Source organism: Limnothrix sp. FACHB-406 (assembly GCF_014698235.1).
In the GTDB taxonomy this organism is placed as follows: Bacteria; Cyanobacteriota; Cyanobacteriia; order CACIAM-69d; family CACIAM-69d; genus CACIAM-69d.
In genome coordinates this window covers 214,664-238,577 of sequence record NZ_JACJSP010000001.1, presented here as the reverse complement: position 1 = coordinate 238,577, position 23,914 = coordinate 214,664, and the positions used below count along the sequence as shown (strand labels likewise).

General features: G+C 54.7%; 16 protein-coding genes and 1 pseudogene. 8 read left to right on the top strand and 9 right to left on the bottom strand.

All coding sequences use genetic code 11. The features are described from left to right. Positions 1-652 precede the first annotated feature (652 nt). From trpC to H6G53_RS00920, 5 genes are all read right to left on the bottom strand, one after another. The gene (gene trpC / locus H6G53_RS00940) at positions 653-1,555 is read right to left on the bottom strand and encodes an indole-3-glycerol phosphate synthase TrpC (RefSeq protein WP_099531984.1); all 903 of its coding nucleotides are present in this window, start codon (positions 1,553-1,555) and stop codon (positions 653-655) included. 1,416 nt (positions 1,556-2,971) lie between these two features. After that, positions 2,972-3,766 (bottom strand): phosphate ABC transporter ATP-binding protein PstB, encoded by a 795-nt coding sequence (gene pstB / locus H6G53_RS00935; RefSeq protein WP_099532015.1) that lies wholly within the window; start codon positions 3,764-3,766, stop codon positions 2,972-2,974. A 224-nt stretch (positions 3,767-3,990) separates the two neighbouring features. Further along, positions 3,991-4,902: a phosphate ABC transporter permease PstA gene (gene pstA, locus H6G53_RS00930; protein WP_099531983.1), complete on the bottom strand. Its 912-nt coding sequence runs from the start codon at positions 4,900-4,902 to the stop codon at positions 3,991-3,993. Further along, on the bottom strand, positions 4,902-5,828 hold the full coding sequence (pstC, locus tag H6G53_RS00925; RefSeq protein ID WP_190530634.1) for a phosphate ABC transporter permease subunit PstC: 927 nt from the start codon (positions 5,826-5,828) through the stop codon (positions 4,902-4,904). The genes pstA and pstC overlap by 1 nt, the downstream gene beginning before the upstream one ends. Before the next feature lie 274 nt (positions 5,829-6,102). Beyond that, on the bottom strand, positions 6,103-7,206 hold the full coding sequence (locus H6G53_RS00920) for a PstS family phosphate ABC transporter substrate-binding protein (RefSeq protein WP_242030758.1): 1,104 nt from the start codon (positions 7,204-7,206) through the stop codon (positions 6,103-6,105). A 567-nt stretch (positions 7,207-7,773) separates the two neighbouring features. Between H6G53_RS00920 and H6G53_RS00915 the strand changes: the two genes are divergently transcribed. From H6G53_RS00915 to H6G53_RS00905, 3 genes are all read left to right on the top strand, one after another. Then, positions 7,774-10,536, top strand: a complete 2,763-nt coding sequence (locus tag H6G53_RS00915) for a hypothetical protein (protein WP_190530633.1) — start codon at positions 7,774-7,776, stop codon at positions 10,534-10,536. Between the two features lie 570 nt (positions 10,537-11,106). After that, a complete protein-coding gene (locus H6G53_RS00910; protein ID WP_190530632.1) occupies positions 11,107-12,102 on the top strand; it encodes a sugar transferase in 996 nt (331 codons plus the stop codon). Between the two features lie 13 nt (positions 12,103-12,115). Continuing rightward, positions 12,116-12,727 (top strand): ATP-binding protein, encoded by a 612-nt coding sequence (locus H6G53_RS00905; RefSeq protein WP_190355038.1) that lies wholly within the window; start codon positions 12,116-12,118, stop codon positions 12,725-12,727. A gap of 29 nt (positions 12,728-12,756) precedes the next feature. On the opposite strand, the gene H6G53_RS00900 is transcribed toward H6G53_RS00905, so the two are convergent. The 3 genes from H6G53_RS00900 to H6G53_RS00890 all read right to left on the bottom strand — a co-directional run bounded on the left by H6G53_RS00900 (position 12,757) and on the right by H6G53_RS00890 (position 17,220). Beyond that, on the bottom strand, positions 12,757-13,953 hold the full coding sequence (locus tag H6G53_RS00900; RefSeq protein WP_190530631.1) for a glycosyltransferase family 2 protein: 1,197 nt from the start codon (positions 13,951-13,953) through the stop codon (positions 12,757-12,759). A 207-nt stretch (positions 13,954-14,160) separates the two neighbouring features. Next, positions 14,161-16,059, bottom strand: coding sequence for a molecular chaperone DnaK (gene dnaK / locus H6G53_RS00895; protein WP_099531974.1), 1,899 nt, complete (start codon positions 16,057-16,059; stop codon positions 14,161-14,163). 366 nt (positions 16,060-16,425) lie between these two features. Further along, on the bottom strand, positions 16,426-17,220 hold the full coding sequence (locus H6G53_RS00890) for an SDR family oxidoreductase (protein WP_190530630.1): 795 nt from the start codon (positions 17,218-17,220) through the stop codon (positions 16,426-16,428). A gap of 325 nt (positions 17,221-17,545) precedes the next feature. Here H6G53_RS00890 and H6G53_RS00885 point away from each other — a divergent pair, with 325 nt between their 5' ends. From H6G53_RS00885 to trmD, 3 genes and pseudogenes are all read left to right on the top strand, one after another. Continuing rightward, positions 17,546-18,520, top strand: a complete 975-nt coding sequence (locus tag H6G53_RS00885) for an alpha/beta hydrolase (protein ID WP_099531971.1) — start codon at positions 17,546-17,548, stop codon at positions 18,518-18,520. A 257-nt stretch (positions 18,521-18,777) separates the two neighbouring features. Further along, positions 18,778-19,425 (top strand): alpha/beta hydrolase, encoded by a 648-nt coding sequence (locus H6G53_RS00880; RefSeq protein ID WP_190530629.1) that lies wholly within the window; start codon positions 18,778-18,780, stop codon positions 19,423-19,425. Positions 19,426-19,714: 289 nt separating this feature from the next. Continuing rightward, positions 19,715-20,377: pseudogene (gene trmD, locus H6G53_RS18620) on the top strand (tRNA (guanosine(37)-N1)-methyltransferase TrmD); the annotation flags it as partial. 509 nt (positions 20,378-20,886) lie between these two features. On the opposite strand, the gene H6G53_RS00870 reads toward trmD, so the two are convergent. Next, complete coding sequence (locus H6G53_RS00870) at positions 20,887-21,309, bottom strand: helix-turn-helix transcriptional regulator (protein WP_099531968.1); 423 nt, start codon at positions 21,307-21,309, stop codon at positions 20,887-20,889. A gap of 489 nt (positions 21,310-21,798) precedes the next feature. Between H6G53_RS00870 and H6G53_RS00865 the strand changes: the two genes are divergently transcribed. Continuing rightward, the gene (locus tag H6G53_RS00865) at positions 21,799-22,782 is read left to right on the top strand and encodes an NAD(P)H-binding protein (RefSeq protein ID WP_190530627.1); all 984 of its coding nucleotides are present in this window, start codon (positions 21,799-21,801) and stop codon (positions 22,780-22,782) included. 134 nt (positions 22,783-22,916) lie between these two features. Beyond that, positions 22,917-23,849, top strand: a complete 933-nt coding sequence (locus tag H6G53_RS00860) for an NAD(+) kinase (RefSeq protein WP_099532014.1) — start codon at positions 22,917-22,919, stop codon at positions 23,847-23,849. Positions 23,850-23,914: the final 65 nt, after the last annotated feature.

The window sequence follows — 23,914 nt, the reverse complement described above, 5'->3', positions numbered from 1 at the left end:
TCTGTAAAAGTAGGCTGACTCAAGATAACACCTAATATTAGTTTTAGGCAGCAACATTACTCTGATTTCAGAACGAATGGCGGCTTTAGGCAGTGATTTGTAGCACTGACAGGCAAGACTGATTTAGATTTTTAGAACTAGTTCGTATATTTGCATTCTATAGAACAAACTTCGGCGCTGTCTGCAAGATGATGATTTCCAGTGCAAGATTGCTTGCCAAGACAGGCTACCGCCTGTTCATTATTACTGAGTCGCAGTACTACCGAATTTTTTAATCAATTAATCTCTAAGAAAATGTCTGGAAAGTCCAAATTGCTACGCTGCACAGCCCCGTGATCAACGCAAACAAGGGACTTAGAGCCTGTCGTCAAATCACCTGAAACCCTGATGACCTCGTTCTTTAAACCAATCAGTCGTAGGGGCGGGGTTTCCCCGCCTAGTTCCCGTGATCCTTGGGTGTTCCCAGGGATGGACAGGGTTGTGGCGATCGCCCGGGTTAGGGTTGGGAGACCCAACCCCTACGGCGATGGAAATGACGAAACACCCTAAACCCTTTCTCCCTCAGCCATTGGTGCTTCACCATTGCCGCAAGTGATCGCTCAACCATCCTCACGACGGTAGATGGTTGACGGACTGGGGTTGATCTAGAGGCTCATTCACGATCGGTCGTGCCATGCAGCAAATCATTGACCGCTTGGCCCACATCCGGCTGACGCATCAGTGATTCCCCCACCAACACGGCCCCGGCTCCGGCATTCAGCACCCGATCGAGATCTGAACGATTGCCCAAGCCCGATTCACTGACCACCAAAATATCGCGCGATCGCAGTTGCTCACCCCGCGTTTCTAAGAGGGCGATCGTGGTTTCCAGCGTCACCTGAAATGTGGCCAAATCACGATTATTGATCCCCACCAACTTCACCCCATCCAGGGCTAAAACCCGGTCTAATTCGGCCAAGGTATGTACCTCAATCAATGCCGTCATTCCCAAGGCATTAATAATCTTCAAGAAATATTGCAGATCCGTATCAGTCAAGATGGCTGCAATTAACAAGATGGCATCGGCCCCGAGCGATCGAGCCAGATAAATTTGGTAAGGATAAAGCACAAATTCTTTACAGAGCAGCGGCAAATTAACCGCCTGCCGAATTTGCGCCAAATAATCGAAACTGCCCTGAAAAAACTCCTGATCCGTCAGCACCGACAAACAGGCTGCACCGCTAGCCTCATAGGTTTGGGCGATTGCCACCGGATCAAAATCCGCACGAATCACGCCCTTGCTGGGGGAGGCTTTTTTCACTTCCGCAATTAGCGCTGGTTGAGGGGCCGGCGGTTGACGCAATGCGGCTAAAAAGTCTTGAGGGGGCTGGGCTTCTCGCACCCGTTGCTGAAGTTTAACTAGGGGTAACGATTCCCGCAGCCGATCGACCTCTGCTTCCTTGTGCCAAACGATTTTTTCCAAAATATGGCGAGGCTCGCTATCGGGCACACGCACTTGATAGCGCAAGGTGTCAACGGCAACGGCCGGATTGGGTTGAATGCGGCGAATTTGCATAGAATTTAGAAGCAGTGAATCGCTAAATGAAGAAAGGGATGAATTTTGCCGATTCTGATGTAGGCTAATGGGCATCGGAGCATCGATAGCCGACCAATTAAATGAGCCAATTCGCCAAACAGCAAAGTTGGTGCTTTAATTGGCAATTTGCTAACGGGCAATTTGTCCTGACCAAGGGAGATCAAAAGCGATCTTTGGGTTAGGGTTCAATGGTCAAAATGCTCTCGGTGATCTGTTGACCTTCATGATCGTTTGGACGACTGATTGCTTTAGCAATGCTCTCCCAGTAACGAGCGAGCCATTGCTTCAAGGCCCTGTAGGCCACCGCTACCCTCTCAACTGCTACTTCTCAAGATCCAGCACCCAAGTCCAGTAGCGACGAATTTGGGTTCAATTGGTTTGCCCACTCGTCTTGGATTGAGTGGCCCTAATCATACGCGAAATCAGTTGTTGCCGGATCGATCGCCCCAGAACTGGCCTGAAATGCCTTGAAATCGCTCTCAGAGAATTTCTCAAGGAAATCTTGTAAAAAACTGGTGATTGCTCTGGATCGCGCTGGAATCTAGGAAGCTGGAATCTGGGAAATCTAGATCATTCATCCCGTGGCTGATTCCATGAATGCCTAACCTAGGGATGCTTAACCTAGGAAACGAACAGTGGGACACCATGGGGGTGCGATCGCGATCGCTCAGACTGACGACAACGATCGACAAAGCCGCCGAGTACTGTCACGCGCCACGGGCTAAACCATCACTGGCTCGATCGGGCGATCGTGACACAATCAAAGTACAAAGCAATCCACCCAGAAAGCATCTATCCTGCATCCATTGAGCGATGCAACTCCTACCTCTACCCTTCACCCAAAAGGGAGGTTCATCAATGTCTGTGCTACTCGTAATTGCCGTTTTGTTTGCGCCCGTTCTGCTGTCCTCAATGATGGTGGATGAAAGCTTTGATGAAGCCTTGGGTCATCCCAATCGCCATTAAAGCGATGTTTGTGTGGTTCCTGTTGGAATCCTAGTCGCAACTCATGGCAACATTGGCTGATCAAAGGCTGATCAACATTGGCTGATCAAAATCCGCTAATCACAATTGATTTGTTGCAGGAGTTAATGGTCTGTTGCAGGGGTGAATGGGCTTTCAGTAAATGGGCCAGAAATCATGGGCAAGAAGCGCCCCAACCCGGCTGAGGCCAATTTCAACGATTGCATTCTGCACCACCTGCCAACTCCTAACGCCACAGCTTCGACGTTACTCAGATCCCCCTCAAGATTTCATCTACCGCCGCCCTTCAAACGCAGTTCAGACGAAGTGCAACCCTAAAGAAGTGCAACCATTAAAAAGGAGAGGATGCTGGTTCATTGAGCCATGAACGCATCCTCTCCTTCGTTTAGGGTTCTGGTTGGGGCCGAAGTTTTAGCCGAATCGACCGGTTACATAATCGCGAGTGGCTTCTTCCACGGGATCGTGGAAAATGCGTTCCGTGCGATCGTACTCCACCAAATAACCAACCTTGTTGCCCGAGTCGGTGGCTTGGGCGTTGAAAAAGGCCGTGCGATCGCTCACCCGCGAGGCCTGTTGCATGTTGTGGGTCACGATCACGATCGTGTAGTCACCACTCAGTTCCTTAATCAGTTCCTCAATCCGGAGGGTGGAAATCGGATCCAAGGCCGAGCAAGGCTCATCCATCAGGATCACTTCCGGTTGAATGGCCACCGCGCGGGCAATGCAAAGGCGCTGTTGTTGCCCACCAGAGAGGGCCAAGCCACTGTCGCGCAGCTTGTCTTTCACCTCATCCCAAAGGGCAGCCCGCCGCAGGGAGCTTTCAACTAGCTCATCCATGTTGCCGCGATAGCCATTGATGCGGGCCCCAAAGGCAATGTTTTCGTAAATGGATTTGGGAAAGGGATTCGGGCGCTGGAACACCATCCCAATGCGGCTACGGATGGAAACGGCATCGACCTTGGGGCCGTAGAGGTCTTCTTCGTTGTAGGTAATTTGTCCCTCAACGCGGGCGCTGGGAACCAGGTCATTCATCCGGTTAAAGCAACGCAAAATCGTGCTCTTGCCACAACCGGAGGGGCCAATGAAGGCCACAATTTCGCCCCGTGGGATGTCTAGTGATGCGTCGCGCACCGCGATGCTGGGACCGTAGTAGACCGAGACCGATCGGGCAGATAACACCGCATTGGACGTGACAGAAGATTGCATACCAGTCAAACCTGAACTGAAAAGTGAAGAAGCAAGGGAGAAGGTCGAAACATCAGCATCCAGCGCGGTCGATCTCAACCCCATCGTCAAGATCCGGTGATTACGGGCCATGAGCAGGCTATGAGTCCTAATCCGATCGATCAACCGCAGAGCGTTTGCAGAACTATAAAACGTACCGGTCACCAGAATTCCCAAAAAACCAGGAATTCTAGGAATCCTAAGAACTAGTTAAGAGTTTTCTGGAACCGGTTGCGCAACAGAATTGCCGTGCCATTCATGGCCAGCAGAACAATCATCAAAACGACAATCCCGGCGGCGGCGTTGATGTGGAAACCTTGCTGAGGTCGGGAGACCCAGTTGTAGATTTGGATCGGCAGCGCCGTGAAGGGGCTTTGGGGATTGTTGGGGATGAAGGGAACGAAGGTTAAGGCTCCAATGGTGATCAGCGCGGCGGTTTCCCCGATCGCCCGGGACAGGGCCAAAATGGTTCCCGTCAAAATCCCCGGCAGGGCCAGCGGCAACACATGGGCCGAAACCACCTCCCAACGGGTTGCCCCCAGCGCAAAGCCTGCCTGACGCAGACCGTCGGGGACGGTGCGCAGGGCTTCGCGGGTGGCCACGATGATCACCGGCAAAATCAGCAATGAGAGGGTTAGGGCCCCGGTCAGAACGCTGCGGCCGCCAGTGATGGGTTGCAGCCAGCGGGCAAACACCTGCAATCCCAGCAAACCATAAATGATCGAGGGTACGCCAGCTAGGTTGGAGATGTTGATCTCAATCAGGCGAGACCACCAGGATTCGAGCGAAAATTCTTCCAGGTACAGGCCCGCGCCCACCCCGATCGGGAAAGCAATCAGCGCCGTCAGCACCAGCAGCCAAATGGAACCACCCAACGCCGCGCCCACCCCGGCCAATTCCGGCTTGCGCGAGGGCAGGCTCGTGATGAATTGCCAGCTAATGCGGGGCATTCCATCAATGAAGGTATCCACCAGCAGCACCACCAAAACCAGGATGGCGAACCCGGTGGCCACCCAGGTGGCTCCAGCAAAGATATTGTCCTTGACGTAGCGCTGATCCAGACGAGGGTTGAAGAGCAACGCGCGCGATCGCCCTTGGGATTCGTTTGAAATAGCCATTAGTCGTATTTTTCCTGGAAGCGACGCACAAACCAAAAGCTGAACACGTTCAATACCAGGGTCATCACAAACAGGGTGGTACCCACTGCGAACAGGGTTCGGTAGGCGATCGACCCGGCCGGCGTATCCCCAAGGCTGACCTGCACGATGTAGGCCGTCATGGTCATGGCGGAAACAAAAGGATTCAGACCCAAGGTGGCATTCTGACCCGCTGCGATCGCCACGATCATGGTTTCCCCGATCGCCCGCGACACTGCCAAAATCACCGAAGCCACAATCCCCGACAGGGCCGCTGGCAACACGACTGAAATGATGGTTTCGCGCTTCGTGGCCCCCAGAGCATAGGAACCATCTCGCAAACTGCGAGGCACGGCATAGATCGCATCTTCACTCAGAGAGGCAATCAGCGGCGTGATCGCCACACCCAACACAATCCCCGCACTCAGGGCATTAAACCCTTGCAGTCCGGGGATGATTTTCTGAAGCAGCGGCGTGACGAACAGCAAAGCAAAGTAGCCATAGACCACCGTGGGCACACCCGCCAACACCTCCAGGGCCGGCTTCAGCACCTGTCGCACCTTGGGGGTAGCATATTCACTCAGGCAAACGGCCGACAGCAGACCCAGGGGCAATGCCACCAAAATGGCGATTCCCGTGGTGAGCACCGTGGCGCTGATCAGGACAATGATCCCGAATTGGGCGCTGGCAAAGAGCGGAGTCCAGCGGGTTTCTGTGAAAAATCGCCAAACGGGAATGATTCTGAAGAAATCGATCGTCTCAAAGATCAGGGTGAAAACAATCCCGATCGTTGTGGCGACCGATACAAATGAAAAAAGACCCAAAATCAGTCGAACGATCAACTCTGTACGGTGACTCGCTTGACGATTGGGCTGCCAAAGTGCGCGATCGCGCAGGGAACTCTCCATAGGGAAGGGGTGCGGGAACCCGCCAAAACCTTTTCGATTTTCTCTAGATTTAACTGCAAACCGGCAATCGGCTGATCAACCACTCAGCACCTGTCGCATCACCTTGACCACGGAGCAAGGTGACCGAAGCATTGTCCATGCTGGATGCTCGGCCCCAAACGCTCCTGTTCAAGAATCTGCCACAAGCCAAGGGATGATCAGCCCTGCCATCTAAAGCCCCCGTGAGGATTTTAAAGACCCAGGCGATCGCCCCTCAGCACCAGGCTGAACCCGTTTACTTCTTCTCGGCACCGCCAGCCTTTTCAGCCGCCAGCAGATCCGACAGCTTAGCCCCAGCCGGAGCCTTGCCACCGAACACAGAACCGGTCACTCCCTTCTCCAGGCGCTCCTTCGCCAGCGTCAGCACCTCATCGGGCAGCGGCAGATAGCCCGTATCCGCAATGATTTGCTTGTTGGCCGCATCAATCTGGAATGCCACAAAGGCCTTCACCTCAGGACGGCTGAGGGCATCCTTGCGGACGTAGATGAATTCCGGACGCGACAGGGGTTCGTAGGAACCGTCGGCGATCGAAGCAGCGCTCGGAGCAACGCACTTGCCGCTCTTGCCCTTGATTTCCACCAGCTTCAGCTTATCCTTGTTTGCTTCGTAATAGGCATAGCCGAAGAAGCCCAAGGAGCCTTCATCACCCGACACGCCCTGCACAATCACATTGTCGTCTTCGCTCGGCGTGTAGTCCCCACGGCTCTTACCTTCCTCGCCAGTAATGGCCTTGGTGAAGTAGTCATAGGTTCCCGAATCCGTACCGGGGCCGTAGAGGGTCATCGGCTTGTCGGGGAATTTCGGATCCACATCCTTCCAGCTCTTCACTTTGCCTTCTGCGGCCGGTTCCCACATCTTCTTGAGCTGATCAACGCTCAAGCAGGTGGCGAAATCATTTTTGGGGTTCACCACCACCGAGAGACCATCAAAGGAGATGGGCAGCTCCACATATTCCACGTTGCCCTTCTTACAGAGTTCGATTTCTTCTGTTTTGATGGGTCGCGAAGCATTGGAAATATCGGTTTCCCCGGCGCAGAACTTCTTGAAACCGCCACCGGTTCCCGACGATCCCACAATCACCTTGGTGCTGGTGTTGACTTTCATGAACTCTTCAGCCATGGCTTCCGAAATCGGAAACACGGTGCTGGAGCCATCAACCTTAACGGTGGCTGTTGCTTCCGCAGCGGCGGGGCTAGCACCGGCAGCGGGGCTTTCGCCAGCGGCGGGGCTGTTGCCTGCTTGGGGTGCGCCACCGCAGGCGGCTAGGGAGAGGGCCAGGGCTGCGATCGAGCCAGCAGCCGCGTGACGGGTCATTCGACGCAGGAGTGAGTAATTCATAGAGCTTCCGTAAGGGGTGAAGTCAATCAACCGATCGAGTCTGAGGTCTGAAATCTGAAACCTGATTTGAAATCGGCGATGAGCTGAAGTCGAGTGGGTTGCTTGACGAGGAAACTGCCTCGCGGCGGCTAAAACTGCCGATTGCGCCGCCCGTTGGTGTGTGGTGAATAATGACAGGGGCAAACGGCGGCTAGCATAAACCGCTTGGGTAAAGAAAAGGTTAATGGGGTCAAGCCGCTTGCTGTCGCGATCGCTACAAATTTTTGAGTTTCGGGCCCAGACCCTTACCCACACAAGGCCGGCTGATGATCTCTGGCTCCCTCAGTGGAAATTTCGCTCATCCGCTTGGGTATAGTTAAATTGGGGCTGCATCTTAAGGTTTCTTTTAAAGTTTTCGTAAATCTCACCCCAAAGCCCCGATTTTCCGACTTGCGTTAGACCAAGCCGCGCGATCGTCAAATCCGGTCTTTGGTCGCCGCCTTTGTCGCTCGGTCAATCGATCGCGACGGGGTTAATTGGTTGTCTACGTCCTTTTCTTAATTTCTTCGATCGTCACGAGGAAGCATCATGCCTACCACCCTGACCCCCGGCGATATCGCGATCGTCCGCTATGACGCAAGCTCATTCGTTTTTATCAATCTTGTACCACTAGCTTCTGGCACAAATATCTACTTTACTGACAACGCATGGAGAGAGGACACAATTGGTTTTAGGACAGGTGAAGGTCTCATCAAATTTACCGCGCCTAGTGACATTCCAGTTGGAACCTACATATCATCCACAAGTGCTTCTGGATGGTCTTCTTCGTCTCCCTATTCACCCCTTTCTTTGGATTCGGCTGGTGATCAAATTACTGCTTTTCAGAGCACAGTAGATCCTCCATCCTTGACCACACCCGCTCAACTGACCCCTATCTTTCAAGTTGATACCACTAATGGTTTTGAGTCTCAATCCACTACTACTATTTTCGGTAACTCGAATAGCCCAATGGCTAAAGGGTTATCGCTAGGGTCAACTGCTACTACTTTACCTGCCGGTAGCTATAGAACCGCTGGGCAACTCAAAGCATGGACTCCCAAAGCCGACAAAAGTGCTTGGTTGTCATACGTTGGGGATCCCAACAACTGGCAAACATCAATTACGCAAATCCCCGTCAGCCTGTCATTTGATCTGGCATCCTTGACAACTCTGTCATCGAACGCAACATCCTTCACAATTGATGAGGAAGAGCCTTTAAATAATGCAGTCATTCAAGTCACTACAACTTCACCAGTTGCGAGTGATCAAACCATTGAAATTGAGTTGGGAGGAAATGCAACAAGACTTACAAGTGACCCAACCGCAGACGCAGACTATGAAATTCATGATGTTGATCCGGCTCAAAGCTCATTAAAGATTATTATTCCAGCCGGTAAAACACAAGGCGTTCTTGTTCTTAATCCAGTTGATCCAGAAGCATTTCCCAAGATTTCAACATTCTCAGATGACGACAGTAATGATGAGACCATCACCCTCACTCTGAAAAATCCATCGCCTGGACTATCCCTGTCTAGCATCGTATCCCAAACCATTACTATCAAAGATGATGATTTACTAACGCCAGGATTACTGGTTACGCCGACCACTGGACTCACAACGGCAGAAAGTGGCAGTAAAACGACATCCTTTGACGTAAAGCTTAAATCTCAGCCCACAGATGATGTAAAAATTAGCTTGACCAGTTCCAATACTGCTGAAGGAACGGTTTCCGTAACTCCTCTCACCTTCACTAAAGATAACTGGAACAGTACTCAGTCAGTTACAGTGACTGGTGTTAATGATGATGTGGACGACGGAGATCAGCCCTATAAAATCGACCTGAAGTCAAGCTCTCCGGATGGAAAATATGATGCGCTAACTGCATCGGTGAGCTTGACCAATACTGATGATGATGTTGCTGGAATTGAGCGGACACCAGCATCAGGATTAGTCACTACAGAGTCGGGTGGTACAGCAAAATTTGATCTAAAGTTGACCTCTCAGCCAACCAGCCCAGTGAAAATTAGTCTGGTTAGCTCCAACAAGGCTGAAGGAACTGTCTCGCCTGCTTCAGTGACGTTTGACGACAAGAACTGGAACACAGCGCAACCTATTACGGTTACAGGTGTTGACGACTCAATTGTTGATGGTACGGTTGCTTACAAAATCACCGGCTCAGTGACAACTGGCGACTCTAAGTACACGTCGCTGTCACCGTTTGAAATTACAGCAACCAATACTGATAACGACACGGCTAGCGGCGGTGGTTCCTCTGGAGGCGGCACATCAGGAGGCGGCACTGGCGGCACATCGGGAGGCGGCACACCAACCGGTGGAAGCAGCACACCAACCACCAGTGGCCCGGGAGTTGTGATCGATGCGTCGCGGGGCATTGTGATTAATGGCGGATCGAACTCGGGGTCAGGGGTCACTTTCCCGAATATTTCGACAGTTACGCCGATCGGCAGTTCGCGTGCTCCCGTTTGTAACCTAGCAACGCAGCCAGCACCGCTGCCGCTGCCGGATTTACCCGGAGTGCAGTTTCGGCAGAACTCGATCGCCCAGCCGGCCACGTTGGGCCGCAACTCCAGCGATTTCATTACCGGCTCGGATCGCAGCGAAGAAATTCGGGGTGGCGAGGGAGCCGATCGCATCTTTGGGCTAGGTGGCAACGATAACCTCTACGGTGATGCGGGCAACGACCAGCTCAACGGCAACGCGGGGGATGACGTGGTGCAAGGGGGCCCCGGGCGCGATCGCATCTTTGGGGGCAGTGGCCAAGATGCCCTTTGGGGCGGCCGAGATGATGACTTTCTGTGGGGTGATTTGGGCCAAGACCTGCTGGTGGGCGGCGCGGGCAATGACACCCTGTTTGGTGACCTTGATGGGGGAGTGACCCGAGATCTCCTGGGTAGCGAAGCGGATGCCGATCGCCTGTTGGGTGGCGAAGGTAATGATTTGTTGGTTGGTCAGAATGGCGACGATACCTTGGGCGGCGGCAATGGTAACGACACCCTCTTTGGCGGTTGGGGCAAAGATCTGCTGTTAGGCAACGATGGAGACGATTGGCTAGATGGTGGCCAAGGAGACGATACCTTGGGCGGTGGCGCGGGACGGGATACGCTCGTGTTGGGCGATCGCCCCGGAACCATCACGATTCTGGACTTTGAGCGAGGGGTCGATCGCATCACCGGCCTTGATTTTGGTCAGGTCACCTTTGAGTCTGTGGGCTGCGATACGAAGGTGCTGCTGGGTAATCGAGTGGTGGCATACCTGGTGGGCGCTCCCGCTGACGGCATTAGCGGCTTTTAGACCGGCTAGCTGAGGAAATGGGGCCGATTTTGAAGCGATCGGCTCCCTTTGCGGTATTGGTTTCTCAAAATTTGGGAGCCGGTTTCAGGGCGATCGACCCCTAGAATCCCTATCAGCTACGCCATCAATCGAACACTATAGAAGTATTTAGGAATTTCAAATGAAATTGATCGTCATCGATCAGAATCAGGCGCAAATGGCCAGTAACTGCCAACAGATGAGCTATATATGAATGAGCGGATCGAATATCCTAAAATTCGTCGTAGCTGACAGCATAATTGCTACCATTGCAAACCCGCACTGGTATTCTGACCGCAAAGGCAAAATCGGTGTTTAGGCCCTCAAAGTCTGAGTCATCGGTTAGGGGATGTCTAAAAAGCCAAAACGGCTATCTTGTGGGTCTCATCGATCGACGACAAGGGGCTTAGGCCCCCTGCCCCGAAGGCAGCTCTTGCGTTGCCAGTACCCCAAGTTACGTCTCAGACATTCTCCTAGGGGTGCAACAGGATATTCGTAACTGTCTTCAGTTTCAGGTTCAACTGCTAATCATCGCGTGATTCGCACGGTTCTATGACTTCGCAGCCGACTAGTATTGGTGTTTCAACTGTGGCTGGAACCACTGAAACGGTTCTTCATATCCCTGAGCGCCTCTCTGTTCTGGAAGCCGTTGATTTTAAGGACACCTGCAAAATGCTCTGTGAATCGGAATCGCTTCCGGTTCAAATCACTCTGGACTTCAGCCGCACCGCTTTTGTGGATAGCAGCGGTATCGGTGCATTGGTCAGCAGCTATAAGCTGGCCCATGCGACGGGTGTGAGCTTTGTACTGCGGGATGTGCAGCCGCCAGTGATGGCTGTGTTGTCCATGACGGGTTTGGATGCGATGTTGCCGATCGAACGGGCCACCACCCTCATGAGCGCCAAGGCTGCATCAGAAGAGGTGTTGCCACCGGCTACTCACCCCTCGGTGCGATCGTGGGTGAAGCGCACCCTCGATATTGCAGGTTCGCTGGTGGGGCTGACCATTTTGGGCGTTTTGTTTGTTCCCCTCGCGATCGCGATTCGTCTTGACAGCCCCGGCCCCATTCTCTTTAGCCAGTCCCGTTGCGGTTGGATGGGTAAGCGGTTTCGGCTTTGGAAATTTCGCTCCATGGTTTCTGATGCAGAAGCCCGGCGCAAGGAAGTTAAAAACCAAGCTGAGGGTGCGTTCTTCAAGAATGACAACGATCCCCGCATTACTCGCATTGGTCGTTTTTTACGCCGCACCAGCCTGGACGAGCTACCCCAATTCTGGAATGTGTTGCGGGGAGATATGAGCCTGGTGGGTACTCGGCCGCCCACGCCTGATGAGGTGGAGCGCTATGAGGTTCCCCAATGGCAGCGGTTAGATGTGCGTCCTGGAATGACCGGTGAGTGGCAGGTTAATGGGCGATCGACGGTGAAAAAATTTGAGGACGTGATTCGCCTAGACCTGAAATATCAGGAAAACTGGAGCTTGAAGCACGACTTAAAACTCATTCTCAAAACCGTCGCACTTCTGTTTTCCCGCAGCAGCGGCGCAATGTAGTTAGGCGAGTCACATGGGCGCGCGTCCTCAAGGTTCGATCAAATCAAACCGCTTTAAATCTCTGCGCGGCCGCCTTGCCTGGTTGCGAGATTGCTTGCGGCCCCGTCGCTGGCAGCAATGGTGGACTCAGGGGTTGGGGCCCCGTCTGCACCATTGGTGGGACTACCAAACGGATAACCGCTGGATGCCCACCAGCCATCAATCGCACCTGCACCTCACAACGGATCTTCAGGAACTGCCTTCGTTGTTGCAGTGGTTTGATGTCATTTTGAAGCGGGCTATTCCTGAATCGCTGCCGCCGCAATTTCTGTGGGAGTGCCAGTTGATTTTGACGGAAGGATTTACGAATGCGGCTCGCCATGCGCACCATCACCGCCCCCCACACACCCCGATCGTGGTTGAGGTGGGCCGTTGCGGACGTTGTTTAAATATTCAAATTTGGGACTACGGCGATCCCTTTGATTGGGATGCAAAGTTGGCTTTACTGAAACAAGAAAAACGCAATCCTTTGGAGAAGGAATCGGGGCGAGGATTGATGTTTATGGAGCAATTGTCGCGGCGGGTGCGTTACCGTCGCTATGGAAAGCGCAATTGCTTGATGGTTCAAAAATCGTTCCCCAGTTAGCTTTCCGGTCTGCTTGTTTGATTCAGGAGTTAAGAACTTTGGGTTAACGGGCGGCCGCGCCAAGTCCATCCCCAACCGGTTTCGACTTTGATGATTGAGGCGATCGCGATCGCGAAAACCAAAACGCCACCCACGCCCATCAGCCACCAGTAGCGCAGGGATTGGTCCGTTTGTTGGGCGATCGCCCAGCGCATCCAGCAGACCGCGATCGTGGTGGCGAGTGCTAGCCCACAGGACGCAAACCCAAGGGGAGAGGGGCCGTCAATCAGTAGCCCGATCGCCCCGACTAACAACCCCAGCCAGGGCATGGCAAACACTTCAAATAGCCCCGCTGCTGAGATCAGGGTTTTGGGGATGTTGTTTTGGTTGGCAATGTGCCAATGCTTAGTCCAACCTTCCCACAGGGCCGCAAAGTTCTGATACATCCGCACGCGCATCAACCCCAACCCCAGCGCGAAATGCAGCGATCGCCCACTTTGGCGAATCTGGCGAGCGAGGGCCAGGTCTTCGGTTAATTCATGGCCCACGGCGGCGTGGCCACCGATGGCGGCATAGCTCGATCGCCGAAAGAACATGAAGGGCCCCGCTGCAAAGGCCGTGGGCGATTTGGGATCGTTCAAGGTGCGGAAGTCAAAAGCAATGGCCATGGCGCTGGCCACAATGGGCTGCACCAACCATTCTGAGAGGCAGCCACAAACCAACAGGGGGGCGCAACTGAGCAAGTCGATTTGTTGGCGATCGGCCAGGGTCAAGGCGGCCCCGATCGCCCCAGGAGCCAACCGCACATCGGCATCAATAAACAGCAAATAATCTACGGTTTCCCCGATCGCCTCTGTCACTTGGACACAGGCCCAGTTTTTGCCTAACCACAATTGCTCCGTGGGGCGCGGGGGCACTCGCAGCACCCGCAACCGGGCATCGGTGGGCATCAAGGCTGCGGCCAGGGCCAGGGTGCGATCGCTGGATTGGTCATCGGCAACCCACACTTGTAATTCCACATTGTCCGGCAGCTCACTGGCCAAGACCGATCGCACGCAATCAACGATGTTTACTTCTTCGTTGTAGGCGGGGATCACCACCGCGATCGATCGAGCCGGAATCTCCGCGAGCGTCACCGGCTCCAGCCGCGATGCACCGGCCAAGGACTGGCACGATCGCACCCAAAAGATCCCAATTCCTAACCCAGACAGGGCCAAGAGTCCATCCAGAATCAGCCAACCCACCATAGTCTCGTCACCCGTCTTGCCACTGCTGCTGTGCCTGGTATGGATTCGTACCCAATCAATGCACTCATCCTAAATGACAAGCGATCGGATAGGTTATCCCTACCCGATCGCTCCTGGAATGACTCTGAAACAACCCTAAAACGAAGTGAATTTCAGCGGCTGAGCTTCACCCGAGTTTTAGCGCCAGGTTTTGCACCTGAGTTTGAGTTACTTCGTTTCCGAGAACTCCGCATCGATGACATCATCGCCATCGCCACCGGTCGAACTATCCCCAGTGGGTGCATCGGGAGCGGCCGCATCCGGGGCCCCTTGCTGATACACCGACGACCCGATCGTATACAGCGCCTGTTGCAGGGCCTCCACCTGGGTCTTGATGGCCGGGTAATCTTCCTTCTGCAACGCATCCTTCAGGCTGGCGATCGCGGCCTCGGCCGTGGCCTTTTGGTCGTCGGAGATCTTGTCTTCCAGTTCCTTCAGTTGCTTCTCAGCCTGGTAAACCAGCGAGTCGCCTTGGTTCTTCAGGTCGATTTGTTCGCGGCGCTCCTTGTCGGCGGCGGCGTTGCGTTCCGCATCCTGCACCATCCGATCCACATCGTCCTTCGGCAATGTCGAAGCACCCGTAATGCTGATCGACTGTTCCTTGCCCGTGCCCTTGTCCTTAGCGGTCACGTTCAGGATGCCGTTTGCATCGATGTCGAAGGTCACCTCAATTTGAGGCACACCCCGGGGCGCAGCCGGAATCCCATCCAAACGGAAGGTTCCCAAGCTCTTGTTATCGTTGGCGAACTCCCGCTCCCCTTGCAGAATGTGAATTTCCACATTGGTTTGGCCGTCGGCCGCCGTCGAGAACACCTCGGACTTCTTGGTGGGGATCGTGGTGTTGCGAGGGATGATCTTGGTCATCACGCCGCCCAGGGTTTCCACACCCAACGACAGCGGAGTCACATCCAACAGCAGGATGTCCTTAACTTCACCGGACAGCACGCCGCCTTGAATCGCAGCGCCCACGGCCACCACTTCATCGGGGTTGACGCTTTGGTTGGGTTCCTTGTCCAGAACGCGACGCACCAGGTCTTTGATGGCCGGGATCCGGGTTGAACCGCCCACCAACACCACTTCGTCAATGTCAGTCTTGGTCAGCTTGGCATCGCGCAGGGAGTTCTCAACGGGGATCCGGCAGCGATCGATCAGGTCAGCGCACAGCTCTTCAAACTTGGCCCGGGTCAGGGTCAAGTCCAAATGCTTGGGCCCGTCCTGGGTTGCCGTAATGAAGGGCAGGTTAATTTCGGCTTGGGTAACGCTCGACAGCTCAATCTTGGCCTTCTCGGCGGCTTCCGTCAGCCGTTGCAGAGCTTGCTTGTCCTTGCGCAGGTCAATGCCTTCGCTGGCTTGGAACGTGTCGGCCAGGAAATCCACAATCTGCTTGTCGAAGTCATCGCCGCCCAGGTGGGTATCCCCCGAGGTGGCCAACACTTCAAACACGCCATCGCCCACTTCCAGCACCGATACGTCAAACGTACCGCCGCCCAAGTCGAAGACCAAAATCGTTTCGTTTTCTTTTTTATCAAGACCGTAAGCCAACGATGCGGCAGTCGGTTCGTTGATAATCCGCAGCACTTCTACGCCTGCGATTTTGCCTGCGTCTTTGGTGGCTTGGCGTTGGGAGTCGTTAAAGTATGCGGGAACCGTAATGACCGCTTGGGTAACGGGTTCACCGATATATTTGCTGGCATCTTCGATCAGCTTGCGCAGCACTTGGGCGGAAATTTGTTCCGGAGCGTATTTTTCACCCTTGGCCGTGCAGTTGATGCGGACGTTTCCACCAACGTTGTCTACGTTGTAGGCCACTTCGGTGGCTTCGTGGGTGATTTCTTCAAAGCGACGACCAATGAAGCGCTTGACCGAGTAGAAGGTGTTCTCGGGGTTCATCACCGCTTGGCGCTTGGCAATTTGACCAACGAGTTTGTCGCCGTTTTTTGCGTAGGCCACGACTGAAGGGGTTGTTCTGAAACCTTCGGCGTTGGCGATGACGGTGGGTTTGCCGCCTTCCATTACGGCAACGCAAGAGTTGGTGGTTCCGAGGTCAATTCCGACGACTTTGGCCATAGGGGTATTGCTGCTTCTGAGGCGATTGGGAAAATTTGGCTGTATTTCTTGCTTTCTATAGTGGTTCGTGGGGGCGAGATGATGAAGGGGTATTTACCGAACCGGCTTGATGGCGGTTTTAGGCGTTGGGGTCATGGTTGAGGCAAGGTTGGGCCCTGGCGATCGCCCCTTGGGAAACCGCCAGGGATACCTACGAGAGCTGGTGATCTGGTTTTGATTCACAGCAAATTTGGAATGAATTTGGGGTGCATTGGGATCAATTTGGGGATCGATGGGATCGATCGCAATCACTCGTAAATTGATCAAATTGAGCTAGTTAAATTGAGCACCCCAAGCGCGATCGCGCTTGGGGTGCTCATGGGGATGCTAAGCCTCGGATCCTGTGGAAGCGGATCGAAACAGCTTCCCAATCCCTTGGATTAAGCTGCTGCGGGGCATGAATCGGCCGGCGTTCACCAAAATTTGATTGGCCAAGCCGCCCGTAACGCAATTGGGCTTCCCTTGGGCGATCGCCTGGAGTGCCTCTTGAACAACGGCCTCGGGAGTGGCGATATCGTTGGGCATCTTCAGGCTGCCGGGGAATTCGGCCGCCGCAGCAAAGTTGGTTGCGGTGGGACCCGGACAAAGGGCCATCACCCGCACACCGCGGCCTTGGCACTCAACCCACAGGCCCTCGCTGAAGCTGAGGACGAAGGCCTTGGTGGCGGCATAGAGCGAGAGGTAGGGAATGGGCTGAAAGGCAGCGGTGGAGGCAACGTTGATGATTTGTCCTTGGCCCCGATCAAGCATCGGTTGCAAGAAGTGGTGTGTTAGCTCCGTCAGGGCCACCACGTTCAGGTTCAACATGGCCCGCTGCTTGGTCAAGTCCCGAGTGGCGAATTCCCCAAAGTCTCCGAAGCCAGCATTGTTAATTAACCAGTCGATCGGCTGACCAAGGGCTTTGACTTGGGCGGCCAACTGGTCGGCCGCGCCCGGCTCACTGAGGTCAAGCGGCAGGGCGATCGCCTGGATCCCAAATTGGGTAGTTAGGGACTGGGCTAACGGTTGGAGTTTTTCGGTCGATCGAGCCGTCAAAATCACACTCACACCACGGGCGGCCAGGGCTTGGGCAAAGGCTGCACCAATGCCACTAGAAGCGCCGGTAATTAGGGCTGTTGCCATGGAATAGCCTCTCAACTTGGGGCAATCAAGAAGGTTCAATCGTGAAGGAAAGCTTAGGATCGATACTGTGCCAATTGCGCCAATGGCACTGCTGGACAGGTTCCCAGGTAAATGCCGGTTTGGAAACCGTGCCATTCTGGACAACAGACCCCCATGAAGCAGCCGATAGTAATCGGGCATGGGTGGCGGGGCTAATCAGCGGTCAGATGTAGCCTGATACAGATGCCTGAACGAATGCCTGAACATTAGTACCTGACCCTATTTTGGGTTGAATTTTGGGTTGAAACAGGTATCAACCCGATTGAGAAAGGAGAAGGAGTGGATCATGGCTCGATCGATCAAACAACCTCAAGCAGTTCAGCAACCTCCCCTGTTGGGTCAACGTGCCATTCGCTGGATTGGCCGAGTCGGCAGCGTGGCCCTGGGAAGTAGCTTGGCGATTGCCTTGGCCGCCGGTCAGGCCCTGGCCCTAGATAAGTTAGTGTTGCGGTTACCGGGCCTGGGTGATGTGGATATCACCATGGCAGAGCTGAAAACCTTTGCGGAAACGGGGCAAGCCAGCGGCGACTTTGGGCAACTGCTGAGCGATCCCAACGTGGCCAAGCAAGTGAGCCGGGCTGATTTGCAACGGATTTTGAAAAGCCCCTTCCAAGTGGGCAGCGCGGCGGCTCGCACGGCTCCGTCCGTGTTGAAGAGCTGTCCCGGTGAGTTGGTGATCGGCTCCATTAGCCAGGTGCTTTATGCCGACAACGCCCAAGGCAATGCTCAGCCCCTGACCGCCGCGATCGAGAAGGTGCTGTCCCGCGCTTCGGCAGCACCCGTCACGGCCTTGGATGTGTTGATGCAGCTTGAACCGAAAACCATGACGGTGGATGCGGGGGAAGCACTCAAAATCTATACCCGCGTTAAAACCAAGGTGCAACCGATTATCAGCAAGGTGGGCGGTCTGACCGTGCGGGAACTGACCAGCATGGATTCGGCCAAGCTGAACCAACTGCTCTCAGAAGCCGGGGTGACCAGCAGCGACATCAGCAAGATTCAAGGGGCAATTCAGGCCTTTGGCACGATCGACCCGGGTTCTGACCTGGATAAACTGTTGCGCCAAGTGAATGTTGGTTCACTGCTGCAAAAGGCGGCCGCTGGGGACTTTTCGGCGCTGCTGTCGGAATTGGGATCGATCGACGTAAGCCAAATCGATCTGAAACCTTATGAAGGGCGCGTTAGTGGGTTCATGGCAGCCATGATGGAAGTCCTCGGGTTGCCGGTGAATCGGGGTGCAGCCTGTCGGGCGGTGATGTAAGACCCCTGCGGTTCTTGACGATTTCCCCTGACCCGGGCCGCCACACCGAGGCAGCAACCAGTCTGATTGAATTTGATCGCAAACTGACTTGCAAACAAACACCATTGCAAACTTGATTGCCATCAACCATCAATGCAAACTGGTTGCGACTCCCTGAAGTCTCTGATGCTGAAGCGTTGGCCGAAACGGTGCAAAAGTACTGTCACTCGGCCACGAGTCCCCATCCCACGAGTCCCCATCCAAGGACGGTACTGCTGATGGTTATGTCTGTAGGTTCTCTCTTGTCGGATTCCGGGCCGGGGTGTGCGATCGCCCCTGCTAGCCCGCTGGGTGCTGCCCCGGCAAAATCCCTTTCTTGCCTGTTGCGTCGCGGGCGTTGGGCCCTGCTGGGGGCTGGAGCGGCGTTGTTGTCGCTGGCTCCCATGGCCCAGGCGGCGGATCAGGTTCAAATTCGCTATGGCCCGATCGGGGTCAGTGCCACCCTGAAGGATCTGCAAGCCTTTGCGGCTGATAAACCGGTTTCCGATAGCTTTAATAGTTTGCTGGGTCAAATCGAATCCTATGGCAAGGTGCCGCGCGATCGCCTGCGGGGCTATCTGAACACCTCGATCGACCTGAAAGTTTTGGGCATTGATCCCGCCGACGCAGTGAAACTGTCCTATGGTTTCGTGGGTGAGCGGTTGCTGAAGCGGGTGAGCGAAGTCATTTACCCCCCCTATGATCGGGGTAACTTCTACGCCCTGCGCGGGGCCCTAGTCACGGCGATTATGGACGATGGCAAAATTTCGGTTTTGGAAGTGCTAGAAGACTACGGCCCCAGCGTCGTGCGCCTGGATGCGGCCGGAGCCATGGGCATGGCCAACGAAATTCGCGACGCGATCGGGCAATTCTTACCCGGTAAGTAATCTTACTCAGTCAGTAATCTTACCCGGTCAGTAAAAGCCAGTGAGCGGGCGGACGGTGGCCGAAGTCTCGGTCAAGATTCTTTCAAAATTCGAGTCTTCCGCAATTTCCGAATTGCCGCCCCTTGCCAAACTGGGCTGTTCAACAGCTAGTCTAAACAACGCAATCAACGCAATCATTGGGATGCTCAGGACATTGGTTTGGATGGCGACATTGCCCCAAGGCCAAGGCCCATGGCAAAACCCCCCAGCGGTTGCGTTGTTTTAGCGCGTTTTTTTAGATTGTTCAACCATGCGCTTTGACCTTGTCACCCTGTTTCCAGACTTTTTTGAATCCCCCCTGCGATCGGGCTTGGTGGGCAAAGCGCTGCAAAAACAAATTGCCGAAGTCTTTGTCACCAATCCCCGGGACTTCGCCACGGACAAACATCGGAAAGTGGACGATGAACCCTACGGTGGTGGCGTGGGCATGGTGATGAAGCCGGAGCCGATCGCGGCGGCCCTCGACTCTTTGCCGCAACTGCCTCGTCGGGAAGTGATTTACTTCACGCCCCAAGGGCAACCCATGACCCAATCCCTGTTTAAGGCCCTATCTGCCAATTGCGATCAACTGGTGTTGCTCTGTGGGCATTACGAAGGGGTGGATGAGCGGGTAATGAGCCTGGTCGATCGGGAAGTGTCCTTGGGGGATTTTGTGCTGACCTGCGGCGAAATTCCGGCCCTCACCCTTCTCAATGGGGTGTTGCGTCTTCAGCCGGGCACGGTGGGCAAGGAAGAATCCTTGAAGGCCGAAAGCTTTGAGGAACCGCTGCTGGATTATCCGCACTACACCCGGCCGCCGGAGTTTCGGGGGCTAACCGTGCCTGCGGTTTTGATGTCTGGAAATCACGGGGCGATCGAGCAATGGCGGCGCGAAGAACAAATTTTGCGCACCCGCGAGCGTCGTCCAGATTTGGATCGCCCCCCCGCCCCCTTGCCGACCCATCCCCCTTGCATGGGGCCCGATCAGTGGACTCAGGTGCAATGGGTGATTCAGCGCCTAGAAACCCACCAAATTCGCTACCAAGTGACGGGGGGCCTGGCGGGAAATCTCTATGGCTCCGCTTGGCCCCTGCATGATTTGGATATTGATGTGGCGATCGCTGATTTTGATCGGGCCTATGCCTGCTTTCAAGATTGGGCGATCGCCCCGCCCGATCGTTACATTGACGCGGAATTTGACCTCTTATTATTGCGGCTCAATGTGAATGGGTTGTTGGTTGATCTTTGCGCTGACGAAGCCGCCTACGCCATTCGAGGGCAAAAACGCTTGCCCCTGAATACTGATCTCAAAACCGCCCATCGCACCCGCTACTTTGGCCAATCCCTATGGGTGCAGTCGCTCCATCATCTGATTGCCTACAAGGAACGGCTGGGGCGATCGGCCGATCTGGCTGAGCTGCGGCAACTGTTGCGCTAGGGCCGCTAATCATCCGGTTCCTGTAAATGCTCCAAGACCTGTTGATAGAGCACCAGGATGTGGCTGTCTTTGAGTCGGTAATAGACATGGCGGCCCTGTTTGCGGTAAGCCACCAAGCGCTGGCTGCGCAAGGCCCGCAACTGATGGGACACGGCCGATTCACTCATGCCAACGGCTTCAGCCAAGTCGCAAACACAAAGTTCTTGATGAACCAGGGCTGACAAAATCCGCAGGCGGTTTGGGTCACCCAACAGGGCAAACACCTCCGCCATCCGCTGGGCCATGTTGGTGGAAAGCACCCGATCGCCCAAGGCATTCTCCACCAAGGGAGCCGGTGTTGTTGATCCATCGGGCGATCGCTTGTCGATCGCCAAACGGGTTGAGGGACTTATCGTGGATAGCTCTATGCAGGAGTGATCGGCAGCCATACCCAGAATCCTTGTCAGTACTACGTTGCATTAACTGCTCGATGCCAAGCCCAGACCCCGTGCGGGAGTTATGGTGCTCTTAATTCTCTAGTACGACTCACTTGCGATCAAAACCAATCACAACCAGGGTACTGCGTTTCGTTTTTCGGGAACAGAGAACGAAAAATGATTGGCTTGTGTGAGGCGATAGGAGAAAACAATCCCTGAGCGAGGCTTCGAGAAGCGATCCCTATGGTTTCAAGATCCTTCCCACACCATATCGTGTCGCTTTCGGAGATGGATGAGCCTAGCAAGCCGGGATCACACCAGCCCAGCTCAGCTCCGTGGAAAATGAGAAGAGACTGGCCCCGAAGCGCAAAGCGCTGGAATCCTAGGAATTAGGGTCGGTTGACGGTGGTTAATTGCAAATCTTGCGATCCCACCTTGTGGTGCTGTTAGCGCTTTCTGATAACATCTTATAAAAAGTTAACGATTAGTAACGAGTCCCTCATGAGCATTCTTGTCGTTGGCGGAACCGGCACCCTCGGCAGGCAAATCGTGCGTCGCGCCCTGGATGAGGGACACACGGTGCGGTGCCTGGTTCGCAGTTACAGCCGTGCTTCGTTCCTGCGGGAGTGGGGAGCAGAGCTGGTGGGCGGCGACATTTGCGATGCGGAGACGATCGCCCCGTCCTTTGCCGGTGGTGAAATTACCGCTGTGATTGACGCGGCCACGGCTCGGGCAACGGATTCCCTGGGGGTGCGCGATGTGGATTGGCGCGGCAAGGTCAATCTGATTCAAGCGGCTAAGGAATCGGGAGTCGATCGCTACATTTTTCTCTCCATTTTGAATGCGAATCAGTTTCCCAAAGTGCCGCTGATGGAAGTCAAGCGCTGCACGGAGGCGTACCTGAAGCAATTGGAGATGAATTACACAATCCTGCGGCCCTGTGGCTTTCTGCAAGGGTTAATCGGTCAGTATGCGATCCCGATTTTGGAAAATCAATCGGTGTGGGTGCCCGATCGGGGATCGCCCGTGGCCTACATGGACACCCAAGATATTGCGAAGTTTGCGGTGCGGGCCCTGACGGCCACGGAAACGGAGCGCCAAGCCTTCCCGGTGGTGGGGCCCAAGGCCTGGACTCCGGCGGAAATTATCGCCCTCTGCGAAAAACTGTCCGATCGCCAAGCCAAAATCACCAGCCCGCCCACGGGTCTGTTGAATTTAGTGCGCAGTGCGGCCCGCTGGTTCAAGTGGAGCTTGAATGTGGCCGATCGCCTGGCCTTTGCGGATGTGTTTTCGTCGGGCCAACCGCTGACGGCGGAGATGGCGGAAACCTATCGCGCGTTTGGCATTGATCCGGCGGAGATTAGCACCCTGGAAGCCTACCTGGAAGAATATTTTGGGCGAATTCTGAAGAAATTGAAGCAAATTGACTACGAACAGTCGATCGCGGCCAAGGAAAGTAAGCGTAAAAAAACCTTGCGGTTTTAAGGCGATCACAGTGGCATCCGGCTGGGGCGCGATAGGATGAGTTTCGCCTGATTCGGTCACCAGGACGGAATCCTAGCCTGACTGACTCATCCACCTCATTTGCCCCGCCCATCTCACTCCTTCGGTCGTTGCCCGTGTCTGACAGCGCCTGCCCCAACGTTGGAATTATCTATAACGATGCCAAACCCGTCGCGGAAAAGACGGCGGCAGATTTGGTCGAACAACTGTCGGCCCGGGGCTGTCGGGTAATTTCCACCACGGGATCCGGTGGAATTTTAGGTTGCTCGCGGCTGAACCATCCCGTTTGTTCTTCGCCGCTTGAGCAGTTGGTGCCACCGGGGTTTGATCCATCCCTGGATTTCGCGATCGTCTTGGGAGGTGATGGGACGGTGCTGTCGGCCTTTCGGCAGTTGGCCCCGATCGGAGTACCCCTGTTGACGGTCAACACCGGGCACATGGGATTTTTGACGGAAATTTACCTGAGCCAACTTCCATCCGCGATCGAACAGCTCTTGGCGGGTAATTTTTCAGTGGAAAGCCGCTCCATGTTGGAGGTGCGGGTTTTTCGGGATGATGACCCCCTTTGGGAGGTGTTGTGCCTGAATGAGATGGTGCTGCACCGGGAACCCATGACCAGCATGTGCCATTTTGAGGTGGCGATCGGGCATCACTCCCCTGTGGATATTGCGGCGGATGGCATTATTTTGTCCACGCCCACCGGCTCCACGGCCTATGCCCTGTCGTCGGGAGGGCCGGTGATTGCGCCGGAAGTGCCGGTGTTGCAACTTGCGCCCATTTGCCCCCACTCCTTGGCCTCTCGGGCGTTGGTGTTTTCCGAAACGGAGCCGGTCACAATTTTTTCGGCAACCCAAAACCCGATCGTGATGGTGGTGGATGGGAATGCGGGATGTTATGTACAGCCGGACGATCGGGTGCGGGTGAATCGATCGGCCTATTCAGCCCAGTTCATTCGGTTGCAACCGCCGGAGTTTTTCCGAATTCTGCGTGAAAAGTTGGGCTGGGGGCTGCCCCACATTGCCAAGCCCACCTCGGTGGAGTTGCCCTAGGCGGCGCTTTAGGATGGATCCATCACCGATCAAAGCACCGGGTCAATCGAAGTATCGGGTCAATT

Bases quoted from the DNA above. Each gene is read 5' to 3' on its own strand.
- trpC (WP_099531984.1), bottom strand. From the start codon at position 1,555: ATGCAAATTCGCCGCATTCAACCCAATCCGGCCGTTGCCGTTGACACC.
- H6G53_RS00900 (WP_190530631.1), bottom strand. From the start codon at position 13,953: ATGGTGGGTTGGCTGATTCTGGATGGACTCTTGGCCCTGTCTGGGTTA.
- pstA (WP_099531983.1), bottom strand. From the start codon at position 4,902: ATGGCTATTTCAAACGAATCCCAAGGGCGATCGCGCGCGTTGCTCTTC.
- H6G53_RS00910 (WP_190530632.1), top strand. From the start codon at position 11,107: ATGACTTCGCAGCCGACTAGTATTGGTGTTTCAACTGTGGCTGGAACC.
- H6G53_RS00865 (WP_190530627.1), top strand. From the start codon at position 21,799: ATGAGCATTCTTGTCGTTGGCGGAACCGGCACCCTCGGCAGGCAAATC.
- H6G53_RS00870 (WP_099531968.1), bottom strand. From the start codon at position 21,309: ATGGCTGCCGATCACTCCTGCATAGAGCTATCCACGATAAGTCCCTCA.
- H6G53_RS00920 (WP_242030758.1), bottom strand. From the start codon at position 7,206: ATGAATTACTCACTCCTGCGTCGAATGACCCGTCACGCGGCTGCTGGC.
- H6G53_RS00915 (WP_190530633.1), top strand. From the start codon at position 7,774: ATGCCTACCACCCTGACCCCCGGCGATATCGCGATCGTCCGCTATGAC.
- H6G53_RS00880 (WP_190530629.1), top strand. From the start codon at position 18,778: ATGGTTATGTCTGTAGGTTCTCTCTTGTCGGATTCCGGGCCGGGGTGT.
- pstB (WP_099532015.1), bottom strand. From the start codon at position 3,766: ATGCAATCTTCTGTCACGTCCAATGCGGTGTTATCTGCCCGATCGGTC.
- H6G53_RS00890 (WP_190530630.1), bottom strand. From the start codon at position 17,220: ATGGCAACAGCCCTAATTACCGGCGCTTCTAGTGGCATTGGTGCAGCC.
- H6G53_RS00885 (WP_099531971.1), top strand. From the start codon at position 17,546: ATGGCTCGATCGATCAAACAACCTCAAGCAGTTCAGCAACCTCCCCTG.
- dnaK (WP_099531974.1), bottom strand. From the start codon at position 16,059: ATGGCCAAAGTCGTCGGAATTGACCTCGGAACCACCAACTCTTGCGTT.
- H6G53_RS00905 (WP_190355038.1), top strand. From the start codon at position 12,116: ATGGGCGCGCGTCCTCAAGGTTCGATCAAATCAAACCGCTTTAAATCT.
- pstC (WP_190530634.1), bottom strand. From the start codon at position 5,828: ATGGAGAGTTCCCTGCGCGATCGCGCACTTTGGCAGCCCAATCGTCAA.